The 16,548-nt window shown below is 62.0% G+C and carries 28 protein-coding genes and 3 tRNA genes; all 31 read left to right on the top strand.

The window, feature by feature from the left end:
* The first annotated feature begins 29 nt into the window (after positions 1-29).
* The 31 genes from pth (at position 30) to rpsD (ending at position 16,540) form a co-directional block, all read left to right on the top strand.
* A complete protein-coding gene (gene pth, locus XcodCFBP4690_RS04670) occupies positions 30-614 on the top strand; it encodes an aminoacyl-tRNA hydrolase (protein ID WP_104539843.1) in 585 nt (194 codons plus the stop codon).
* A 74-nt stretch (positions 615-688) separates the two neighbouring features.
* Positions 689-1,780, top strand: a complete 1,092-nt coding sequence (gene ychF, locus XcodCFBP4690_RS04665; RefSeq protein ID WP_104539842.1) for a redox-regulated ATPase YchF — start codon at positions 689-691, stop codon at positions 1,778-1,780.
* 152 nt (positions 1,781-1,932) lie between these two features.
* Positions 1,933-2,018 (top strand) — tRNA-Tyr (locus XcodCFBP4690_RS04660).
* Between the two features lie 29 nt (positions 2,019-2,047).
* Positions 2,048-2,121, top strand: a tRNA-Gly gene (locus XcodCFBP4690_RS04655).
* Positions 2,122-2,154: 33 nt separating this feature from the next.
* Positions 2,155-2,230, top strand: a tRNA-Thr gene (locus XcodCFBP4690_RS04650).
* Between the two features lie 46 nt (positions 2,231-2,276).
* Positions 2,277-3,467 (top strand): elongation factor Tu, encoded by a 1,191-nt coding sequence (gene tuf / locus XcodCFBP4690_RS04645; protein ID WP_064508646.1) that lies wholly within the window; start codon positions 2,277-2,279, stop codon positions 3,465-3,467.
* Between the two features lie 456 nt (positions 3,468-3,923).
* Positions 3,924-4,235 (top strand): 30S ribosomal protein S10, encoded by a 312-nt coding sequence (rpsJ, locus tag XcodCFBP4690_RS04640; RefSeq protein ID WP_003486723.1) that lies wholly within the window; start codon positions 3,924-3,926, stop codon positions 4,233-4,235.
* An 11-nt stretch (positions 4,236-4,246) separates the two neighbouring features.
* Positions 4,247-4,897 (top strand): 50S ribosomal protein L3, encoded by a 651-nt coding sequence (gene rplC / locus XcodCFBP4690_RS04635; RefSeq protein WP_005993363.1) that lies wholly within the window; start codon positions 4,247-4,249, stop codon positions 4,895-4,897.
* Between the two features lie 12 nt (positions 4,898-4,909).
* Complete coding sequence (gene rplD / locus XcodCFBP4690_RS04630) at positions 4,910-5,515, top strand: 50S ribosomal protein L4 (RefSeq protein ID WP_104539841.1); 606 nt, start codon at positions 4,910-4,912, stop codon at positions 5,513-5,515.
* The gene (gene rplW / locus XcodCFBP4690_RS04625; RefSeq protein ID WP_002811694.1) at positions 5,512-5,811 is read left to right on the top strand and encodes a 50S ribosomal protein L23; all 300 of its coding nucleotides are present in this window, start codon (positions 5,512-5,514) and stop codon (positions 5,809-5,811) included. The genes rplD and rplW overlap by 4 nt, the downstream gene beginning before the upstream one ends.
* Before the next feature lie 10 nt (positions 5,812-5,821).
* A complete protein-coding gene (gene rplB, locus XcodCFBP4690_RS04620; protein WP_003486715.1) occupies positions 5,822-6,649 on the top strand; it encodes a 50S ribosomal protein L2 in 828 nt (275 codons plus the stop codon).
* Positions 6,650-6,655: 6 nt separating this feature from the next.
* Positions 6,656-6,925 carry a 30S ribosomal protein S19 gene (gene rpsS / locus XcodCFBP4690_RS04615; RefSeq protein WP_005917128.1) on the top strand — a complete coding sequence of 90 codons (270 nt, stop codon included), beginning with the start codon at positions 6,656-6,658 and terminating at the stop codon, positions 6,923-6,925.
* 12 nt (positions 6,926-6,937) lie between these two features.
* Positions 6,938-7,273, top strand: a complete 336-nt coding sequence (gene rplV, locus XcodCFBP4690_RS04610; protein ID WP_003486710.1) for a 50S ribosomal protein L22 — start codon at positions 6,938-6,940, stop codon at positions 7,271-7,273.
* Positions 7,274-7,290: 17 nt separating this feature from the next.
* A complete protein-coding gene (rpsC, locus tag XcodCFBP4690_RS04605; protein WP_033898118.1) occupies positions 7,291-8,025 on the top strand; it encodes a 30S ribosomal protein S3 in 735 nt (244 codons plus the stop codon).
* A gap of 5 nt (positions 8,026-8,030) precedes the next feature.
* The gene (gene rplP / locus XcodCFBP4690_RS04600) at positions 8,031-8,444 is read left to right on the top strand and encodes a 50S ribosomal protein L16 (protein WP_003486706.1); all 414 of its coding nucleotides are present in this window, start codon (positions 8,031-8,033) and stop codon (positions 8,442-8,444) included.
* The gene (rpmC, locus tag XcodCFBP4690_RS04595) at positions 8,444-8,629 is read left to right on the top strand and encodes a 50S ribosomal protein L29 (protein WP_003486703.1); all 186 of its coding nucleotides are present in this window, start codon (positions 8,444-8,446) and stop codon (positions 8,627-8,629) included. Before rplP ends, rpmC begins: the two co-directional genes overlap by 1 nt.
* An 11-nt stretch (positions 8,630-8,640) precedes the next feature.
* Positions 8,641-8,910 carry a 30S ribosomal protein S17 gene (rpsQ, locus tag XcodCFBP4690_RS04590; RefSeq protein WP_003486701.1) on the top strand — a complete coding sequence of 90 codons (270 nt, stop codon included), beginning with the start codon at positions 8,641-8,643 and terminating at the stop codon, positions 8,908-8,910.
* 14 nt (positions 8,911-8,924) lie between these two features.
* Entirely contained in the window at positions 8,925-9,293 is a 369-nt protein-coding gene (gene rplN, locus XcodCFBP4690_RS04585) for a 50S ribosomal protein L14 (protein WP_003486699.1), read from the top strand.
* Between the two features lie 15 nt (positions 9,294-9,308).
* A complete protein-coding gene (rplX, locus tag XcodCFBP4690_RS04580) occupies positions 9,309-9,626 on the top strand; it encodes a 50S ribosomal protein L24 (protein ID WP_104539840.1) in 318 nt (105 codons plus the stop codon).
* Between the two features lie 11 nt (positions 9,627-9,637).
* Positions 9,638-10,180 carry a 50S ribosomal protein L5 gene (gene rplE, locus XcodCFBP4690_RS04575; RefSeq protein ID WP_010371090.1) on the top strand — a complete coding sequence of 181 codons (543 nt, stop codon included), beginning with the start codon at positions 9,638-9,640 and terminating at the stop codon, positions 10,178-10,180.
* A gap of 18 nt (positions 10,181-10,198) precedes the next feature.
* Positions 10,199-10,504 (top strand): 30S ribosomal protein S14, encoded by a 306-nt coding sequence (gene rpsN, locus XcodCFBP4690_RS04570; RefSeq protein WP_005917137.1) that lies wholly within the window; start codon positions 10,199-10,201, stop codon positions 10,502-10,504.
* Positions 10,505-10,708: 204 nt separating this feature from the next.
* Positions 10,709-11,107 (top strand): 30S ribosomal protein S8, encoded by a 399-nt coding sequence (gene rpsH / locus XcodCFBP4690_RS04565; RefSeq protein ID WP_010371096.1) that lies wholly within the window; start codon positions 10,709-10,711, stop codon positions 11,105-11,107.
* 15 nt (positions 11,108-11,122) lie between these two features.
* Positions 11,123-11,650 carry a 50S ribosomal protein L6 gene (rplF, locus tag XcodCFBP4690_RS04560; RefSeq protein ID WP_104539839.1) on the top strand — a complete coding sequence of 176 codons (528 nt, stop codon included), beginning with the start codon at positions 11,123-11,125 and terminating at the stop codon, positions 11,648-11,650.
* 91 nt (positions 11,651-11,741) lie between these two features.
* Positions 11,742-12,101: a 50S ribosomal protein L18 gene (gene rplR, locus XcodCFBP4690_RS04555; RefSeq protein WP_104539838.1), complete on the top strand. Its 360-nt coding sequence runs from the start codon at positions 11,742-11,744 to the stop codon at positions 12,099-12,101.
* A gap of 158 nt (positions 12,102-12,259) precedes the next feature.
* Positions 12,260-12,802: a 30S ribosomal protein S5 gene (rpsE, locus tag XcodCFBP4690_RS04550; RefSeq protein WP_003486682.1), complete on the top strand. Its 543-nt coding sequence runs from the start codon at positions 12,260-12,262 to the stop codon at positions 12,800-12,802.
* Positions 12,795-12,986 carry a 50S ribosomal protein L30 gene (gene rpmD / locus XcodCFBP4690_RS04545; protein ID WP_003486678.1) on the top strand — a complete coding sequence of 64 codons (192 nt, stop codon included), beginning with the start codon at positions 12,795-12,797 and terminating at the stop codon, positions 12,984-12,986. Before rpsE ends, rpmD begins: the two co-directional genes overlap by 8 nt.
* A gap of 4 nt (positions 12,987-12,990) precedes the next feature.
* Positions 12,991-13,434, top strand: a complete 444-nt coding sequence (gene rplO / locus XcodCFBP4690_RS04540) for a 50S ribosomal protein L15 (protein WP_003486676.1) — start codon at positions 12,991-12,993, stop codon at positions 13,432-13,434.
* Positions 13,435-13,441: 7 nt separating this feature from the next.
* Entirely contained in the window at positions 13,442-14,806 is a 1,365-nt protein-coding gene (gene secY / locus XcodCFBP4690_RS04535) for a preprotein translocase subunit SecY (protein ID WP_008571664.1), read from the top strand.
* A 332-nt stretch (positions 14,807-15,138) separates the two neighbouring features.
* Positions 15,139-15,495, top strand: a complete 357-nt coding sequence (gene rpsM / locus XcodCFBP4690_RS04530; RefSeq protein WP_104539893.1) for a 30S ribosomal protein S13 — start codon at positions 15,139-15,141, stop codon at positions 15,493-15,495.
* 10 nt (positions 15,496-15,505) lie between these two features.
* On the top strand, positions 15,506-15,898 hold the full coding sequence (rpsK, locus tag XcodCFBP4690_RS04525; RefSeq protein ID WP_003486671.1) for a 30S ribosomal protein S11: 393 nt from the start codon (positions 15,506-15,508) through the stop codon (positions 15,896-15,898).
* Between the two features lie 15 nt (positions 15,899-15,913).
* On the top strand, positions 15,914-16,540 hold the full coding sequence (rpsD, locus tag XcodCFBP4690_RS04520) for a 30S ribosomal protein S4 (protein WP_002811641.1): 627 nt from the start codon (positions 15,914-15,916) through the stop codon (positions 16,538-16,540).
* Positions 16,541-16,548: the final 8 nt, after the last annotated feature.

The raw sequence follows: 16,548 nt of genomic DNA, 5'->3' as shown, positions 1-16,548 counted from the left end.
CATGCGGGGAATCGGCTGCGGTCACTGGCATGTCTGCACTTCGTCTGATCGTCGGGCTGGGCAATCCCGGTCCCGAACACGCGCAAACCCGGCACAACGCCGGGTTTCGTTTCGTCGATGCCCTCATCGAGCGCAGTGGCGCCCGCTGGAGCCTGGACAGCAAGCTGTTCGGCGAGACGGCCAAGGTCGATCTTGCGGGGCAACCGGTCTGGCTGCTCAAACCGGCCACCTTCATGAATCTCAGTGGCAAGTCGATCACCGCCGCATTGCGGTTCTGGAAGATCGAGCCGGAGCAGCTGCTCGTCGCACACGACGAACTGGATCTGGCACCGGGCACGGCACGGCTCAAGTTCGATGGCGGTCACGGCGGCCAGAACGGCCTGCGCGACACCATCCGCCTGCTCGGGCACGGCAAGTTCCATCGGTTGCGGGTCGGTATCGGCCATCCCGGTCACAAGGACCGCGTGGTGCCATGGGTGCTGGGGCGGGCAGGGCGCGAGGACGATGCGGCGATCGGCGCGGCCGTGGATGCAGCCATCGACGTGCTGCCGCTGGCGATGGAAGGCAATTTCAACGAAGCGATGAAGCGTCTGCATACCAGCAGGGGCGCGTGATTGGGGATTGGGGATTCGCGGCCAGGCGTCGCGACGAATCCCCAATCCCGAATCCCGAATCCCGGATGTGACCCATGGGTATCAAATGCGGCATCGTCGGCCTGCCCAATGTCGGCAAGTCGACCCTGTTCAACGCGCTGACCAAGGCGGGCATCGCTGCGGCCAATTTTCCGTTCTGCACCATCGAGCCGAACGTCGGCATCGTGCCGGTGCCCGATCCGCGTCTCAACCAGCTCGCCGAGATCGTCAATCCGCAGAAGCTGATCCCCACCGCGGTCGAGTTCGTCGACATCGCCGGCCTGGTGGCCGGTGCGGCCAGCGGGGAAGGGCTGGGCAACAAGTTCCTGGCGCACATCCGCGAAGTCGATGCGATCACCCATGTGGTGCGTTGCTTCGAGAACGATGACGTCATCCACGTCAACAACAAGGTCGACCCGATCGCCGATATCGAAACCATCGATACCGAGCTGGCGCTGGCCGACCTGGACAGCGTGGAAAAGGCGCTCAATCGCGCCGAGCGCAGCGCCAAGGGCGGCGACAAGGACGCAGCGGCGCGCAAGCCGGTCCTGGCCAAGCTGCAGGCCGCGCTGGCCGACGGCAAGTCGGGGCGTGCGGCCGGTCTGGACGAGGAAGAGAAGGCGCTGGTGCGCGACCTGTTCCTGTTGACGCTCAAGCCGGTGATGTACATCGCCAACGTGCTGGAAGACGGCTTCGAGAACAATCCGCACCTGGATGCGGTGCGTGCGCACGCCGCTGCCGAAGGCGCCGAAGTGGTGCCGGTCTCGGCTGCCATCGAAGAAGAGCTGTCCCAGCTCGACGACGAAGACCGCGACACCTTCCTGGCCGATCTCGGCCTGGACGAGCCCGGCCTCAATCGCGTCATTCGTGCGGCCTACACGCTGTTGGGCCTGCAGACCTACTTCACGGCAGGCGTCAAGGAAGTGCGTGCCTGGACGGTTCGGGCGGGCTCCACTGCGCCGCAGGCCGCAGCGGTGATCCATACCGATTTCGAGAAGGGCTTCATTCGCGCCGAGACGATCGGCTTCGACGACTTCATCAAGTACCGTGGCGAAGCCGGTGCGCGCGACGCCGGGCGTCTGCGCCTGGAAGGCAAGGAATACCGCGTCCAGGAAGGCGATGTGCTGCATTTCCGCTTCAACGTCTGACCGGCAGCGCGCCGCCCTGCACGGCGTGCGTATTCAGTCGTGACGATTTCTCGAAATTTTTGTTGACACCGGGCGTCGCCCACAACAAAATAACGGGCTGCTTCACCCCGAACCGATTCGCCTCCTGGCGCAACGGTCCGGTAGTAAAAGCTGGAGGGATACCCAAGCGGCCAACGGGGGCAGACTGTAAATCTGCTGGCTTACGCCTTCGGTGGTTCGAATCCACCTCCCTCCACCAGTTTCACGTTGTGGCATGCAGTTCCCGGCGCGGGAGTAGTTCAACGGTAGAACCTCAGCCTTCCAAGCTGATGGTGCGGGTTCGATTCCCGTCTCCCGCTCCATTGAACGCAAATGCATGGCATAATGCAAAACTCGCTCACGTAGCTCAGTCGGTAGAGCACCTCCTTGGTAAGGAGGAGGTCGAAGGTTCGATTCCTTTCGTGAGCACCATTACTCAATCGTCTTAACTCCAAACGATTACCGAGAACTTGCACCCATGGCAAAAGCTAAATTCGAGCGCACCAAGCCGCACGTGAACGTCGGCACCATCGGTCACGTCGACCATGGCAAGACCACGTTGACCGCCGCGCTGACCAAGATCGGTGCAGAGCGTTTCGGTGGCGAGTTCAAGGCGTACGACGCGATCGACGCAGCGCCGGAAGAGAAGGCGCGCGGCATCACGATTTCGACCGCGCACGTGGAATACGAGTCCCCGACCCGTCATTACGCGCACGTCGACTGCCCCGGCCACGCCGACTACGTCAAGAACATGATCACCGGTGCGGCGCAGATGGACGGCGCGATCCTGGTGTGCTCGGCCGCTGACGGCCCGATGCCGCAGACCCGCGAGCACATCCTGCTCTCGCGTCAGGTCGGTGTGCCGCACATCGTGGTGTTCCTGAACAAGGCCGACATGGTCGACGACGCCGAGCTGCTCGAGCTGGTCGAAATGGAAGTGCGCGAGCTGCTGAGCAAGTACGACTTCCCGGGCGACGACACTCCGATCATCCACGGTTCGGCCCGTCTGGCGCTGGACGGCGATCAGAGCGAGATCGGCGTGCCGGCCATCCTGAAGCTGGTCGATGCCCTGGATAGCTTCATTCCGGAGCCGACCCGCGACGTGGATCGTCCGTTCCTGATGCCGGTCGAAGACGTGTTCTCGATCTCCGGCCGCGGCACCGTGGTGACCGGTCGTATCGAGCGCGGCATCATCAAGGTGGGCGACGAAATCGAAATCGTCGGTATCCGCGATACGCAGAAGACCACCGTCACCGGCGTGGAAATGTTCCGCAAGCTGCTGGATCAGGGTCAGGCAGGCGACAACGCCGGTCTGCTGCTGCGCGGCACCAAGCGTGACGACGTCGAGCGCGGCCAGGTGCTGTGCAAGCCGGGTTCGATCAAGCCGCACACCGAGTTCGAAGCCGAAGTCTACGTGCTGTCCAAGGATGAGGGTGGCCGTCATACCCCGTTCTTCAAGGGCTACCGTCCGCAGTTCTACTTCCGGACCACCGACATCACTGGCGCCTGCCAGCTGCCGGAAGGTGTGGAAATGGTGATGCCGGGCGACAACGTGAAGATGGTCGTGACCCTGATCAACCCGGTCGCGATGGACGAAGGCCTGCGTTTCGCGATCCGCGAAGGCGGCCGCACCGTCGGCGCCGGCGTGGTTGCCAAGATCGTCAAGTAAGACATCTGCAATTCGACGGCTTCGGCAGTCGATGCAGCGAAGGGGTCAGCGCGAGCTGGCCCCTTTTTGTTGCGTGGAAAGTCGGACGGGGCGGGCGGTCGCAAGCTGCTGAAAGGGTGCTTGCACGGCGGAATCACGCTCGCTATAATGCGCGGCTCGGTGTCCCTGGGTAGGGCGCTGAGTTACAGCGAAAAGAACGGCAGGATGCCGCTCGTGTTCGCCAGACCGGGAAGGTCGCGTTGCATGGAGCACTCAACAACTCACGCGTTGTTGACCGTGCTTTTGTTGCGCACTATACTTTTCCGTCTGGGCAGGCCGGTTTACCGGGCTGCCTCAGTTTTTGGGCGGAGGAATGCCCTCGCCGGCAGGATGCGCGGCGCTCATCTACGCAGGAACATCGGGGCAGGTATCCCAGAGGCCTTGCCCGTCGCTCTTTTAACGAAGGAAGCTTCCGTCATGTCGGAACAAAAGATCCGGATTCGGTTGAAGGCGTTCGATCATCGTTTGATCGACCGTTCGGCCAGCGAGATCGTCGAAACGGCCAAGCGGACCGGCGCGCAAGTGCGTGGCCCGATCCCGCTGCCGACCAAGATCGAACGTTACACCATCCTCGTATCCCCGCATGCCGACAAGGATGCGCGTGACCAGTACGAAACCCGCACGCACAAGCGCGTGCTCGATATCGTCGACCCCAACGACAAGACCGTGGACGCGCTGATGAAGCTCGAACTCGCGGCTGGCGTCGACGTACAGATCAAGTTGACCTGAGGACTACGACCATGACGAAGAAATATTCGTTGGGCTTCGTGGGCCGCAAGGCTGGCATGAGCCGCGTCTTCACTGAAGACGGCCGCTCGGTGCCGGTTACGCTGATCGAAGCAACTCCGAACCGCATCGCGCAGATCAAGACCGTCGAAACCGACGGCTACAGCGCCGTGCAGATTACCGTTGGCGCCCGTCGTGCCGCGCTGGTCAACAAGCCGGCTGCAGGCCACTTCGCCAAGGCGAAGGTGGAAGCGGGTCGCGGCCTGTGGGAATTCCGCGTTGAAGACGCTCAGCTCGGCGATTTCGCCGTCGGTGGCGAGATCAAGGCGGACATCTTCGAGGTCGGCCAGAAGGTCGACGTCCAGGGCGTCACCAAGGGTAAGGGTTTCCAGGGCACCATCAAGCGCTACAACTTCCGTATGGGCGACGCAACCCACGGTAACTCGCTGTCGCATCGCGCGCCGGGTTCGTTGGGTCAGCGCCAGACCCCGGGTCGCGTTTTCCCGGGCAAGAAGATGTCGGGCCACATGGGCGCCGTGCAGCAAAGCACGCAGAACCTGGAAGTGGTCAAGGTCGACGTCGAGCGTGGTCTGATTGCTATCCGCGGCGCCGTGCCTGGCGCAGCTGGTGGCGACGTGATCGTCCGTCCGGCGAGCAAGGCATAAGGAGAGATGACGATGGAACTCGTTATCACGGGTAGCAACAACAAGGTCTCGGTCTCCGATGCCGTGTTCGGTCGCGAATTCAGCGAAGATCTGGTCCACCAGGTCGTCGTCGCTTATCGCAACGCCGGTCGCGCCGGTACCAAGGCACAGAAGACGCGTTCGGAAGTTGCGGGCACGACCAAGAAGTCGAAGAAGCAGAAGGGCGGCGGTGCGCGTCATGGCGCGCTGACGGCTCCGATCTTCGTCGGCGGCGGCGTGACCTTTGCGGCCAAGCCGCGCAGCTTCGAGCAGAAGGTCAACCGCAAGATGTACCGCGCGGCCATCTGCGCGATCTTCTCCGAGTTGAACCGTCAGGGTCGTCTGATGATCGTCGACGCGTTCGACCTCGAAGCGACCAAGACCAAGGGTCTGATCGAGAAGCTGAGGGGACTGGACGTGGGCAAGCGCCCGCTGATCGTCACCGAAGAAGCCTCCGAGCACCTGTATCTGTCCGCCCGCAATCTGCCGTATGTGCAGGTGCGTGACGTGCAGGGTCTGGATCCGGTCGCTCTGGTCGGGGCCGATACGGTCGTGATCACCGCCGATGCGGTCAAGAAGGTCGAGGAGTGGCTGGCATGAGCAGCAACGAAAAAATCTTCAGCGTGCTGCGTGCTCCGCGAGTCTCCGAAAAGACCGCGCGCCTGCAGGAAATCTCCAACCAGTATGTCTTCGAAGTTTCGAACGAAGCCACCAAGGCCGATGTAAAGGCCGCGGTCGAGCAGCTGTTCGACGTCAAGGTCAAGGCAGTCAACGTGGTCAACGTCAAGGGCAAGAGCAAGTCCTTCCGTAACCGTGCTGGCAGCCGTGGCAATTGGCGCAAGGCGTACGTCCGCCTGGTCGATGGTCAGTCCATCGACGTAACGGCCAAGGCCTGAGGTCCATCCCATGCCATTGATGAAGTTCAAACCCACCTCTCCCGGCCGTCGTTCCGCCGTGCGCGTGGTTACTCCCGATCTGCACAAGGGCGCACCGCACGCGGCGCTGCTCGATTCGCAGAGCAAGTCCGGTGGTCGTAACCACCATGGCCGCATCACCGTGCGTCACGTCGGTGGTGGCCACAAGCAGCACTACCGCATCATCGACTTCAAGCGCAACAAGGAAGGCATTCCGGCGCGTGTGGAGCGGATCGAATACGATCCCAACCGTACCGCCCATATCGCCCTGCTGTGCTACGTCGATGGCGAGCGCCGCTACATCATCGCCCCCAAGGGCCTGAAGGCTGGCGATCAGGTCATTGCCGGTGCCAATGCACCGATCAAGACCGGTAACACGCTGCCGCTGCGCAACATCCCGGTCGGTACGACGGTCCACGGTATCGAGCTGAAGCCGGGTAAGGGCGCTCAGATCGCACGCGCTGCCGGTGCAGCCGTGCAGCTGGTCGCTCGCGAAGGCATCTATGCCACGCTGCGTCTGCGCTCGGGCGAAATGCGCAAGGTGCCGGTCGAGTGCCGCGCCACCATCGGCGAAGTCGGCAACGACGAGCACAACCTCGAGAAGTTGGGCAAGGCCGGCGCCAAGCGTTGGCGCGGTGTTCGCCCGACCGTTCGCGGTGCGGCCATGAACCCGGTCGATCACCCGCACGGTGGTGGTGAAGCGAAGGCTGGCCAGGGTAATCCGCATCCGGTCACCCCGTGGGGTGTTCCGACCAAGGGTTACAAGACGCGCAAGAACAAGCGCACCCAGCAGTTCATCGTCCGCGATCGTAGGGGCTAATCGACCATGGCACGTTCACTCAAGAAGGGCCCGTTCGTCGATCACCACCTTGCAAAGAAGGTGGAGTCCGCTGCGGGTAGCAAGAAGCCGATCAAGACCTGGTCGCGCCGTTCGATGATCCTGCCGGAAATGGTAGGCATCACCATCGCCGTGCATAACGGCAAGAACCACATTCCGGTGCTCGTCAACGAGAATATGGTTGGCCACAAGCTCGGCGAATTTGCCGTCACCCGGACCTTCAAGGGTCACGGTGGCGACAAGAAGTCGGGCAGGTAAGGAGAGATGACGATGGAAGCGAAAGCAATCCTGCGCACCGCGCGCATCTCCCCGCAGAAGGCCCGCCTGGTCGCTGACCAGGTGCGTGGTTTGTCCGCCGAACGTGCGGTCAATCTGCTGAAGTTCTCGGACAAGAAGGCTGCACACCTGATCAAGAAGGTGGTGGAGTCGGCGATCGCCAATGCCGAGAACAATCAGGGCGCGGATGTCGACGAGCTGAAGGTCAAGACCATCATGGTTGATGAAGGTCCCTCCCTGAAGCGTTTCATGGCGCGGGCGAAAGGCCGCGGTACCCGCATCCTCAAGCGCACCAGCCACATCACTGTGGTTGTGGGCGCCGCCAAGTAAGCGGAAAGGAAAAGACCATGGGTCATAAAGTTCATCCGACTGGAATTCGCCTGGGCATCGCCAAGGACTGGAATTCCAAGTGGTACGCAAACAAGGCCGAGTTCGCCGGTTATCTGGCTGCCGACCTGAAAGTGCGTGAAATGCTGCGCAAGAAGCTCGCGCAGGCAGGGATCAGCAAGATCTTGATCGAGCGCCCTGCCAAAACCGCCCGCGTGACCATTCACACTGCCCGTCCGGGCGTGGTGATCGGCAAGCGTGGCGAGGACATCGAAAAGCTGCGTAAGGAAGTGAGCGAGCTGATGGGCGTTCCGGCGCACATCAACGTCACCGAAGTGCGCAAGCCGGAGCTGGACGCGCAGCTGGTCGCCGAGTCGATCGCGCAGCAGCTGGAGCGTCGCATCATGTTCCGCCGCGCAATGAAGCGCTCGGTCGGTAACGCGATGCGCCTGGGTGCCCTGGGCATCAAGGTCAACGTGGCTGGCCGCCTCAACGGTGCAGAAATCGCCCGTTCGGAGTGGTACCGCGAAGGCCGCGTGCCGCTGCACACGCTACGTGCCGACATTGATTACGGTTTTGCCGAAGCGTCCACGACGTACGGCATCATCGGCATCAAGGTCTGGATCTATAAGGGCGAAGTCTTCGACTTCTCTCAGGTTGGCCAGGAAAAGCAGGACGACAGCCCGCGCAACGATCGTAACGATCGCGGCGACCGTGGTGACCGCCCGTCGCGCCCGGCTCGTGAAGCGAGGTAACGGCAATGTTGCAACCCAAGCGAACCAAATATCGCAAGATGCACAAGGGCCGTAACGACGGCCTGGCATGGAGCGGAAACGCCGTCAGCTTCGGCGAATACGGCCTCAAGGCCACGGCGCACGGTCAGCTGACCGCGCGCCAGATTGAAGCAGCACGCCGCACGATCAGCCGCCACGTCAAGAAGGGCGGCAAGATGTGGATCCGTGTGTTCCCCGACAAGCCGATCACCAAGAAGCCGATCGAAGTCCGCATGGGCTCCGGTAAGGGCAACGTGGAGTACTGGGTCGCGCAGATTCAGCCGGGCCGCATGATCTATGAAATCGAGGGGATCCCCGAAGAGACCGCACGCGAGGCGTTCCGCCTGGCCGCTGCCAAGCTCTCGGTGACCACCACTTTCGTGACCCGGACGGTGCGCTGATGGATATCAAACAACTCCGCGAAAAGTCGGCTGACGAACTGAAGGCCCACCTGACCGATCTGCGTAAGGAGCAGTTCTCGCTCCGCATGCAGCAGGTCACCGGCCAGCTGCCGAAGACCCACGAAACCCGCCGGGTGCGCCGCGAGATCGCTCGCGTCAAGCACCTGCTCGGCAGCACCAAGTAAGGACGGCCGCGATGAGCGACAACAACGAAAAGCAAACGCTGCGCACGGTCGAAGGCCGTGTCGTCAGCAACAAGATGGACAAGACGGTCACCGTGTTGGTGGAGCGCCAAGTCAAGCATGCTCTGTACGGCAAGTACATCAAGCGCTCGACCAAGCTGCACGCACACGACGCCGACAATGCCTGCAACGAAGGCGATGTCGTGCGCGTGACCGAGATTGCTCCGATGTCCAAGACCAAGAACTGGCGGGTGGTCGAAATCGTCACCCGTTCGGCCGAATAAGGGAGATCTGAATCATGATCCAGATGCAGAGCTACCTCGATGTCGCCGACAATTCCGGTGCCAAGGAAGTGATGTGCATCAAGGTGCTGGGCGGCTCAAAGCGCCGTTACGCACACATTGGCGACATCATCAAGGTGACCGTCAAGGACGCCATTCCGCGTGGCAAGGTCAAGAAGGGCGAAGTCTACGACGCCGTCGTGGTGCGTACCCGCAAGGGTGTGCGCCGTCCGGACGGTTCGCTGATCCGCTTCGACGGCAATGCCGCTGTGCTGTTGAACAACAAGCAGGAGCCGATCGGTACCCGCATCTTCGGGCCTGTGACGCGCGAGCTGCGTTCCGAGAAGTTCATGAAGATCGTCTCGCTCGCTCCCGAAGTGCTGTGAGCGGAGGACATACACATGGCTAACCGTATCAAGAAGGGCGACCAGGTCGTCATCAACACCGGCAAGGACAAGGGTAAGCAGGGTGAAGTGGTGCGTGTGGACGGCGATCGCGTGATCGTCTCCAACGCCAACGTCATCAAGCGCCACACCAAGCCGAACCCGCAGGCGGGTGTCGCCGGCGGCGTGGTCGAGCGTGAAGCGTCGATCCATATCTCCAACGTCAATGTCGTCAACCCGGCAACGGGCAAGGGCGAACGCGTTGGCTTCAAGGTGCTGGAGGATGGACGCAAATTGCGTGTGTTCCGCTCCAGCGGTGAGGCGCTCGACGCCTGAGGAATGAGATCATGAACACTCGTCTCGAAAAGTTTTACAAGGAAAACGTGGTGCCGGCCCTGATGAAGGAATTCGGCTACACCAATCCGATGGAAGTGCCGAAGCTGGTCAAGGTCACGCTGAACATGGGCGTGGGCGAAGCGGCTACCAACAAGAAGATTCTGGAAAATGCGGTCGCCGACATGTCCAAGATCTCCGGTCAGAAGCCGGTGGTCACCAAGTCGCGCGTTTCGGTCGCATCGTTCAAGATTCGTGACGGTTGGCCGATCGGCTGCAAGACCACCTTGCGTCGCGCCAAGATGTACGAGTTCCTGGATCGCCTGATCAACATCTCGCTGCCGCGCGTGCGCGACTTCCGTGGTGTGTCCGGTCGCTCCTTCGACGGTCGTGGCAACTTCAACATGGGTGTGAAGGAACAGATCATCTTCCCGGAAATCGACTTCGACGCCGTCGACGCGATCCGCGGTATGGATATCGCCATCACCACCACCGCCAAGACGGATGCGGAAGCGAAGGCGCTGCTGGCAGCGTTCAAGTTCCCGTTCCGTAACTGACCATAGAGGACATCCGAAATGGCAAAGACCTCCATGATCCACCGCGACATCAAGCGTGCAAAGCTGGCGAAGAAATTTGCCGGCAAGCGTGATGCGCTGAAGAAGATCCTCTCTAGCCAGGATGCGTCCTACGAAGAGAAGATCGATGCATCGACCAAGTTGCAGAAGCTGCCGCGCGATTCGTCGCCGAGCCGCCACCGCAACCGGTGCGAGCTGTCCGGTCGTCCGCGCGGTGTCTACCGCAAGTTCGGTCTGGGTCGCAACATGCTTCGCAAGGCCACGATGAACGGCGACGTTCCGGGGCTGCGCAAGGCAAGCTGGTAACAGCGCGCCGGCCGCTCGCGGCCGGTCTGGACAGGTTTGTTCTGTTCACCAAAGGAGTCCGACGCAAGTCGGGCTCTTTTGTCGTATACTCCCGCTCCTGTCTTGCCCGTTCGGGCCTGGCATTGCGTCAAGGGTCCTGGCCCGTCCCCAGGAAAACACGAGATTTTCGCGAAAGCGGATATCGGTGCACTCAAAGGTACTCATATGAGCATGACTGATCCCATCGCCGACCTGCTGGTTCGCATCAAGAATGCGGCAGCGGTTGGTAAGCAGACGGTGAAATTGCCGTCGTCCAAGATCAAGGTTGCGATCGCCCAGGTCCTGAAGGACGAGGGTTACATCACCGACCTGCGCGTTACAGCCACCGAAAACAACAAGTCGGAGCTGGAAATCGTGCTGAAGTATTTCGAAGGCCGTCCGGTCATCGAGACCCTGAAGCGTTTCTCGCGCTCGGGTCTGCGCCAGTACCGCGGCAAGACCGAGCTGCCCAAGGTCCTGGGTGGCCTGGGCATCGCCATCATCTCCACGTCGAAGGGCATCATGACCGATGCGCAGGCTCGCGAAGCCGGCGTTGGTGGTGAAGTCCTGTGCTTCGTGGCCTAAGGGAAGGAATCGAACATGTCCCGTGTAGCCAAGAAGCCCGTGTCCCTCCCGAAGGGTGTTGAAGTGAAGGTCCAGCCCGACCTGGTCAGCGTCAAGGGCCCGAAGGGCACGTTGACCCTGCCGAAGCCGGTTGGCGTCGAGATCGCCGTCGACGGCGACGTTGCGACCCTGTCGGCCAATGACCCGTCGCAGATCGCCATCACCGGCACCGTGCGCGCCATCCTGGCCAATATGGTCAAGGGCGTGTCCGAAGGCTTCGAGCGCAAGCTCGAGCTGGTCGGCGTCGGTTACCGTGCTGCCATGCAGGGCAAGGACCTGAGCCTGGCGCTCGGTTTCTCGCACCCGCTGGTGTTCGTGGCGCCGGAAGGCATCACGCTGTCGACCCCGAGCCAGACCGAAATCGTGGTCCAGGGCGCCGACAAGCAGCGCGTCGGCGAAGTTGCCGCCAAGATCCGCGGTTTCCGTCCGCCGGAGCCCTACAAGGGCAAGGGTGTGAAGTACGCCGGTGAAGTCATCATTCGCAAGGAAGCCAAGAAGGCGTAAGGCAGGTCCCTCTGCGAGGAGCCCGGCCATCCATGGCCGGACTTTTCAATGTACAAGCCTGTTTTCCTTCAGCTTCCGTAGGATAAATATCATGAGCATCAACAAGAACATCGCCCGCCTGCGTCGCGCCAAGTCGACCCGTGCACACATTCGCGAGCTGGGCGTCGCGCGTCTGTCGGTGCTGCGCACCGGTCAGCACCTGTACGCGCAGGTCTTCACTGCCGACGGCTCCAAGGTGATCGCTGCGGCGAACACCCTGCAGGCCGACGTGAAGGAAGGCCTGAAGAACGGCAAGAACAGCGACGCCGCCACCAAGGTCGGCAAGTTGATCGCCGAGCGCGCCAAGGCGGCGGGCATCGAGAAGGTCGCCTTCGACCGCTCGGGCTACCGTTACCATGGCCGCATCAAGGCGCTGGCCGATGCAGCTCGCGAAGGTGGCCTGCAGTTCTAAGTACTGCTGCAGGGGTGGCCTCAGGCCGCCCCTGCGTTCCGCCGGCAGGTAAGTGCCGGGCCGACCCGCTCTTTTGCAGCGGTATTCGGGAACACCGCGTCACTCCACAACCATAAGCGGCTTCGAGCCGTACATACTCAATCAATCAAGGAATCAAGATGGCAGAAGAACGTGCGCCGCGGGGTCGTGATCGCGACCGTAACCGCGAAGAGAAAGTCGACGATGGCATGATCGAGAAGCTGGTCGCGGTCAACCGCGTCAGCAAGACGGTCAAGGGCGGTCGCCAGTTCACCTTCACCGCGCTGACCGTGGTCGGCGATGGTCTGGGCAAGGTCGGTTTCGGCTATGGCAAGGCGCGCGAAGTGCCGGTCGCCATCCAGAAGTCGATGGAGCAGGCGCGCAAGAACCTGGCCACTGTGGATCTGAACAACGGCACCTTGTGGCATGCGGTCAAGTCCGGCCATGGCGCCGCACGCGTGTACATGCAGCCGGCTTCCGAAGGTACCGGCGTCATCGCCGGCGGTGCGATGCGCGCCGTGCTCGAAGCGGTTGGCGTGAAGAACGTGCTGGCCAAGGCTGTTGGTTCGCGTAATCCGATCAACCTGGTCCGCGCAACCCTGAAGGGTCTGTCGGAAGTGCAGTCGCCGGCCCGTGTTGCGGCCAAGCGAGGCAAGAAGGTGGAGGAGCTCAACCATGGCTAAGGACACCAACAAGACCGTGAAGGTGCGCCTGGTGCGTGGCCTGCGTGGAACCCAGTCGCGTCACCGGCTGTCGGTGCGTGCGTTGGGCCTGAATAAGCTCAACGATGTGCGTGAACTGAAGGACAGCCCGCAGGTGCGTGGCCTGATCAACACGGTTCACTACCTCGTCAAGGTTGAGGAGTAATCCAATGACTCTGCGTCTTAATGACCTCAAGCCCGCCGATGGCGCGCGTACCGAACGCACCCGCGTCGGCCGTGGTATTGGTTCGGGTCTCGGCAAGACCGCTGGTCGCGGTCACAAGGGTTCGTTCGCCCGCAAGGGTGGCGGCAAGATCAAGGCCGGCTTCGAAGGCGGCCAGACCCCGATGCAGCGCCGTCTGCCGAAGATCGGTTTCCGCTCCAAGATGGCGCGCGACACCGCTGAAGTGCTGTCCTACCAGCTGGACAAGCTGGATGCCGGTGACGTCGATTTCGCAGCGCTGCGTGCGGCCAATCTGGTCCCGAGCCGCGCCAAAAAGGCGAAGATCGTGCTGAAGGGCGAGCTGAGCAAGAAGTTCGTGCTGAAGGGCGTTGCGGCAACCGCAGGCGCCAAGGCAGCAATCGAAGCTGCCGGCGGCAGCGTAGAGGAGTAATCGGCAGATGGCGCAGGCTGGCATTGGTAACCTCGGTGGCGGGCTCGGCAAGTTCACGGAACTTCGCCAGCGGCTACTGTTCGTCCTCGGGGCATTGATCGTCTATCGCATCGGCTGCTACGTGCCGGTGCCGGGCGTCAATCCCGATGCCATGCTTTCGTTGATGCAGGCGCAGGGCGGCGGCATCGTGGACATGTTCAACATGTTCTCGGGCGGCGCCCTGCACCGTTTCAGTATTTTTGCGTTGAACGTGATGCCGTACATCTCGGCATCGATCGTGATCCAGTTGGCCACGCATATCTTTCCCGCCCTCAAGGCGATGCAGAAGGAAGGCGAGTCGGGCCGGCGCAAGATCACCCAGTATTCGCGCATCGGTGCGGTGTTGCTGGCGGTGGTGCAGGGCGGCAGTATCGCGCTGGCACTGCAGAACCAGACTGCCCCGGGCGGCGCTCCGGTGGTGTATGCACCGGGCATGGGCTTCGTGCTGACCGCGGTGATCGCCCTGACGGCGGGCACCATCTTCCTGATGTGGGTCGGCGAGCAGGTCACCGAGCGCGGCATCGGCAACGGCGTGTCGCTGATCATCTTCGCCGGTATCGTGGCAGGCCTTCCGTCGGCAGCGATCCAGACCGTTGAAGCGTTCCGCGAAGGCAACCTGAGCTTCATTTCGTTGCTGCTGATCGTCATCACCATTCTGGCTTTCACGCTGTTCGTGGTGTTCGTCGAGCGTGGGCAGCGACGCATCACGGTCAACTACGCGCGCCGACAGGGCGGTCGCAATGCGTATATGAACCAGACCTCGTTCCTGCCGCTCAAGCTCAACATGGCTGGCGTGATCCCGCCGATCTTCGCCTCCAGCATCCTGGCCTTCCCGGCCACGCTGTCGATGTGGTCGGGCCAGGCGGCGTCGGGTGGGGTGGGATCGTGGCTGCAGAAGATCGCCAACGCGCTTGGGCCAGGCGAGCCGGTGCACATGCTGGTCTTTGCTGCGCTGATCATCGGTTTTGCGTTCTTCTACACCGCGCTGGTGTTCAACTCGCAGGAAACCGCCGACAACCTCAAGAAGTCGGGCGCGCTGATCCCGGGTATCCGTCCGGGCAAGGCGACCGCCGACTATGTGGATGGCGTGCTGACCCGCCTGACCGCGGCCGGTTCGCTGTACCTGGTGATCGTCTGCCTGCTGCCGGAAATCATGCGGACCCAGCTGGGCACCTCGTTCCACTTCGGCGGCACCTCGCTGCTGATCGCAGTCGTGGTGGTGATGGACTTCATTGCGCAGATCCAGGCGCACCTGATGTCGCACCAGTATGAGAGCTTGCTGAAGAAGGCCAACCTGAAGGGCGGCTCGCGCGGCGGTCTTGCGCGCGGTTAAGTGGTACACTAGATCTTCATTGCGTGAAGACGGCCTGGTTCCCGGGCCACGGTCTTCCGATCAGAAGGGCGGCTCGCGCGACGTCTCGCGCGCGGGTGTGACGGGGTGGTCCTGTGCGGGAGTAGCACAGGCGATTCGGAGCAGTTTTCTGGATCAACACCGTCCGGCGCCGGAGCGAGGGCACACTCCCCACGCCGGGTCCATGGAACCTCTGGTTTCACGGGCTTCAAAGCAATCCGAGGCCTTGCTACAATTCCGAGTTCACTTTTGATCCATCCTGCCGGATGGCGCCTGTGCGCCGTCGGGCCATCACTCAGTTGGAGAATCGCGTCATGGCGCGTATTGCAGGCGTCAACCTGCCAGCCCAGAAGCATGTCTGGGTCGGGTTGCAAAGCATTTACGGCATCGGCCGTACCCGTTCGAAGAAGCTCTGCGAAGCCGCAGGTGTGACCTCGACCACGAAGATCCGTGATCTGTCCGAACCCGAAATCGAGCGCCTGCGCGCCGAAGTGGGTAAGTATGTCGTCGAAGGCGACCTGCGCCGCGAAATCGGTATCGCGATCAAGCGACTGATGGACCTGGGCTGCTATCGCGGTCTGCGTCATCGCCGTGGTCTCCCGCTGCGTGGTCAGCGCACCCGTACCAACGCCCGCACCCGCAAGGGTCCGCGCAAGGCGATCAGGAAGTAAGGGATAGATCATGGCCAAGCCAGCAGAAAAGAAAACGAAGAAGAAGATCAAGCGCGTCATCACCGACGGCGTTGCTCACGTCCACGCTTCGTTCAACAACACCATCGTCACCATCACCGATCGCCAGGGCAATGCGCTGTCGTGGGCTACCTCCGGCGGCGCCGGTTTCCGTGGTTCGCGCAAGTCGACCCCGTTCGCTGCCCAGGTTGCCGCCGAAAAGGCTGGCCGCGCTGCGCTCGACTACGGCGTGAAGTCGCTGGAAGTACGTATCAAGGGTCCGGGTCCGGGCCGTGAGTCGGCCGTGCGTTCGTTGAACAACGTGGGCTACAAGATCACCAACATCATCGACGTGACGCCAATCCCGCACAACGGGTGCCGTCCGCCGAAGAAGCGTCGCGTCTAAAGGGAGCGATAAGAAATGGCTCGTTATATCGGTCCTACCTGTAAGCTCGCCCGCCGCGAAGGCGCCGACCTTTCCCTCAAGAGCCCGGCGCGTGCGCTGGACTCCAAGTGCAAGCTTGAGCAGAAGCCCGGCCAGCACGGCGCGGCTCGCAAGGGCAAGCTCTCCGACTACGCCACCCAGCTGCGCGAGAAGCAGAAGGTCAAGCGTATCTACGGTCTGCTGGAACGTCAGTTCCGCAACTACTACAAGAAGGCCTCGACCAAGAAGGGCAACACCGGCGAGAACCTGCTGCAGTTGCTGGAAACCCGTCTGGACAACGTCTGCTATCGCATGGGCTTTGCCGTCACCCGTCCGGCCGCGCGCCAGCTGGTGTCGCACCGTGGCGTGCTGGTCAATGGCAAGTCGGTGAATCTGGCCTCGTACCAGATCAAGGCTGGCGATGCGATCACGCTGTCGGAAAAGGCACAGAAACAGCTCCGCGTGCAGGAAGCCCTGACCGTGGCTGAGCAGCACGACATGACGCCGTCGTGGGTTGAAGTCGATTCGAAGAAGTTCAGCGGCGTGTTCAAGGCCGTTCCGGATCGCGCTGACCTGCCTTCGGATATCAACGAAGCGCTGATCGTCGAGTTGTATTCGAAGTAATTCACATT

Source organism: Xanthomonas codiaei (assembly GCF_002939785.1).
In the GTDB taxonomy this organism is placed as follows: Bacteria; Pseudomonadota; Gammaproteobacteria; order Xanthomonadales; family Xanthomonadaceae; genus Xanthomonas; species Xanthomonas codiaei.
The sequence above is the reverse complement of the archived record's forward strand: the minus strand, read 5'-3'. Positions and strand labels throughout refer to the sequence as shown.

What these genes read in the sequence shown, in the direction of transcription:
- rplO (WP_003486676.1), top strand. Translation starts at nt 12,991, where the DNA reads ATGACTCTGCGTCTTAATGACCTCAAGCCCGCCGATGGCGCGCGTACC.
- rplP (WP_003486706.1), top strand. Translation starts at nt 8,031, where the DNA reads ATGTTGCAACCCAAGCGAACCAAATATCGCAAGATGCACAAGGGCCGT.
- rpsC (WP_033898118.1), top strand. Translation starts at nt 7,291, where the DNA reads ATGGGTCATAAAGTTCATCCGACTGGAATTCGCCTGGGCATCGCCAAG.
- rpmD (WP_003486678.1), top strand. Translation starts at nt 12,795, where the DNA reads ATGGCTAAGGACACCAACAAGACCGTGAAGGTGCGCCTGGTGCGTGGC.
- rpsM (WP_104539893.1), top strand. Translation starts at nt 15,139, where the DNA reads ATGGCGCGTATTGCAGGCGTCAACCTGCCAGCCCAGAAGCATGTCTGG.
- rpsJ (WP_003486723.1), top strand. Translation starts at nt 3,924, where the DNA reads ATGTCGGAACAAAAGATCCGGATTCGGTTGAAGGCGTTCGATCATCGT.
- ychF (WP_104539842.1), top strand. Translation starts at nt 689, where the DNA reads ATGGGTATCAAATGCGGCATCGTCGGCCTGCCCAATGTCGGCAAGTCG.
- rpsH (WP_010371096.1), top strand. Translation starts at nt 10,709, where the DNA reads ATGAGCATGACTGATCCCATCGCCGACCTGCTGGTTCGCATCAAGAAT.
- rplW (WP_002811694.1), top strand. Translation starts at nt 5,512, where the DNA reads ATGAGCAGCAACGAAAAAATCTTCAGCGTGCTGCGTGCTCCGCGAGTC.
- rpsS (WP_005917128.1), top strand. Translation starts at nt 6,656, where the DNA reads ATGGCACGTTCACTCAAGAAGGGCCCGTTCGTCGATCACCACCTTGCA.
- rpsN (WP_005917137.1), top strand. Translation starts at nt 10,199, where the DNA reads ATGGCAAAGACCTCCATGATCCACCGCGACATCAAGCGTGCAAAGCTG.
- rplR (WP_104539838.1), top strand. Translation starts at nt 11,742, where the DNA reads ATGAGCATCAACAAGAACATCGCCCGCCTGCGTCGCGCCAAGTCGACC.
- rpsD (WP_002811641.1), top strand. Translation starts at nt 15,914, where the DNA reads ATGGCTCGTTATATCGGTCCTACCTGTAAGCTCGCCCGCCGCGAAGGC.
- rplC (WP_005993363.1), top strand. Translation starts at nt 4,247, where the DNA reads ATGACGAAGAAATATTCGTTGGGCTTCGTGGGCCGCAAGGCTGGCATG.
- rplX (WP_104539840.1), top strand. Translation starts at nt 9,309, where the DNA reads ATGGCTAACCGTATCAAGAAGGGCGACCAGGTCGTCATCAACACCGGC.
- rplF (WP_104539839.1), top strand. Translation starts at nt 11,123, where the DNA reads ATGTCCCGTGTAGCCAAGAAGCCCGTGTCCCTCCCGAAGGGTGTTGAA.
- secY (WP_008571664.1), top strand. Translation starts at nt 13,442, where the DNA reads ATGGCGCAGGCTGGCATTGGTAACCTCGGTGGCGGGCTCGGCAAGTTC.
- rplE (WP_010371090.1), top strand. Translation starts at nt 9,638, where the DNA reads ATGAACACTCGTCTCGAAAAGTTTTACAAGGAAAACGTGGTGCCGGCC.
- pth (WP_104539843.1), top strand. Translation starts at nt 30, where the DNA reads ATGTCTGCACTTCGTCTGATCGTCGGGCTGGGCAATCCCGGTCCCGAA.
- rpsK (WP_003486671.1), top strand. Translation starts at nt 15,506, where the DNA reads ATGGCCAAGCCAGCAGAAAAGAAAACGAAGAAGAAGATCAAGCGCGTC.
- rplV (WP_003486710.1), top strand. Translation starts at nt 6,938, where the DNA reads ATGGAAGCGAAAGCAATCCTGCGCACCGCGCGCATCTCCCCGCAGAAG.
- tuf (WP_064508646.1), top strand. Translation starts at nt 2,277, where the DNA reads ATGGCAAAAGCTAAATTCGAGCGCACCAAGCCGCACGTGAACGTCGGC.
- rplN (WP_003486699.1), top strand. Translation starts at nt 8,925, where the DNA reads ATGATCCAGATGCAGAGCTACCTCGATGTCGCCGACAATTCCGGTGCC.
- rplB (WP_003486715.1), top strand. Translation starts at nt 5,822, where the DNA reads ATGCCATTGATGAAGTTCAAACCCACCTCTCCCGGCCGTCGTTCCGCC.
- rpsQ (WP_003486701.1), top strand. Translation starts at nt 8,641, where the DNA reads ATGAGCGACAACAACGAAAAGCAAACGCTGCGCACGGTCGAAGGCCGT.
- rpmC (WP_003486703.1), top strand. Translation starts at nt 8,444, where the DNA reads ATGGATATCAAACAACTCCGCGAAAAGTCGGCTGACGAACTGAAGGCC.
- rpsE (WP_003486682.1), top strand. Translation starts at nt 12,260, where the DNA reads ATGGCAGAAGAACGTGCGCCGCGGGGTCGTGATCGCGACCGTAACCGC.
- rplD (WP_104539841.1), top strand. Translation starts at nt 4,910, where the DNA reads ATGGAACTCGTTATCACGGGTAGCAACAACAAGGTCTCGGTCTCCGAT.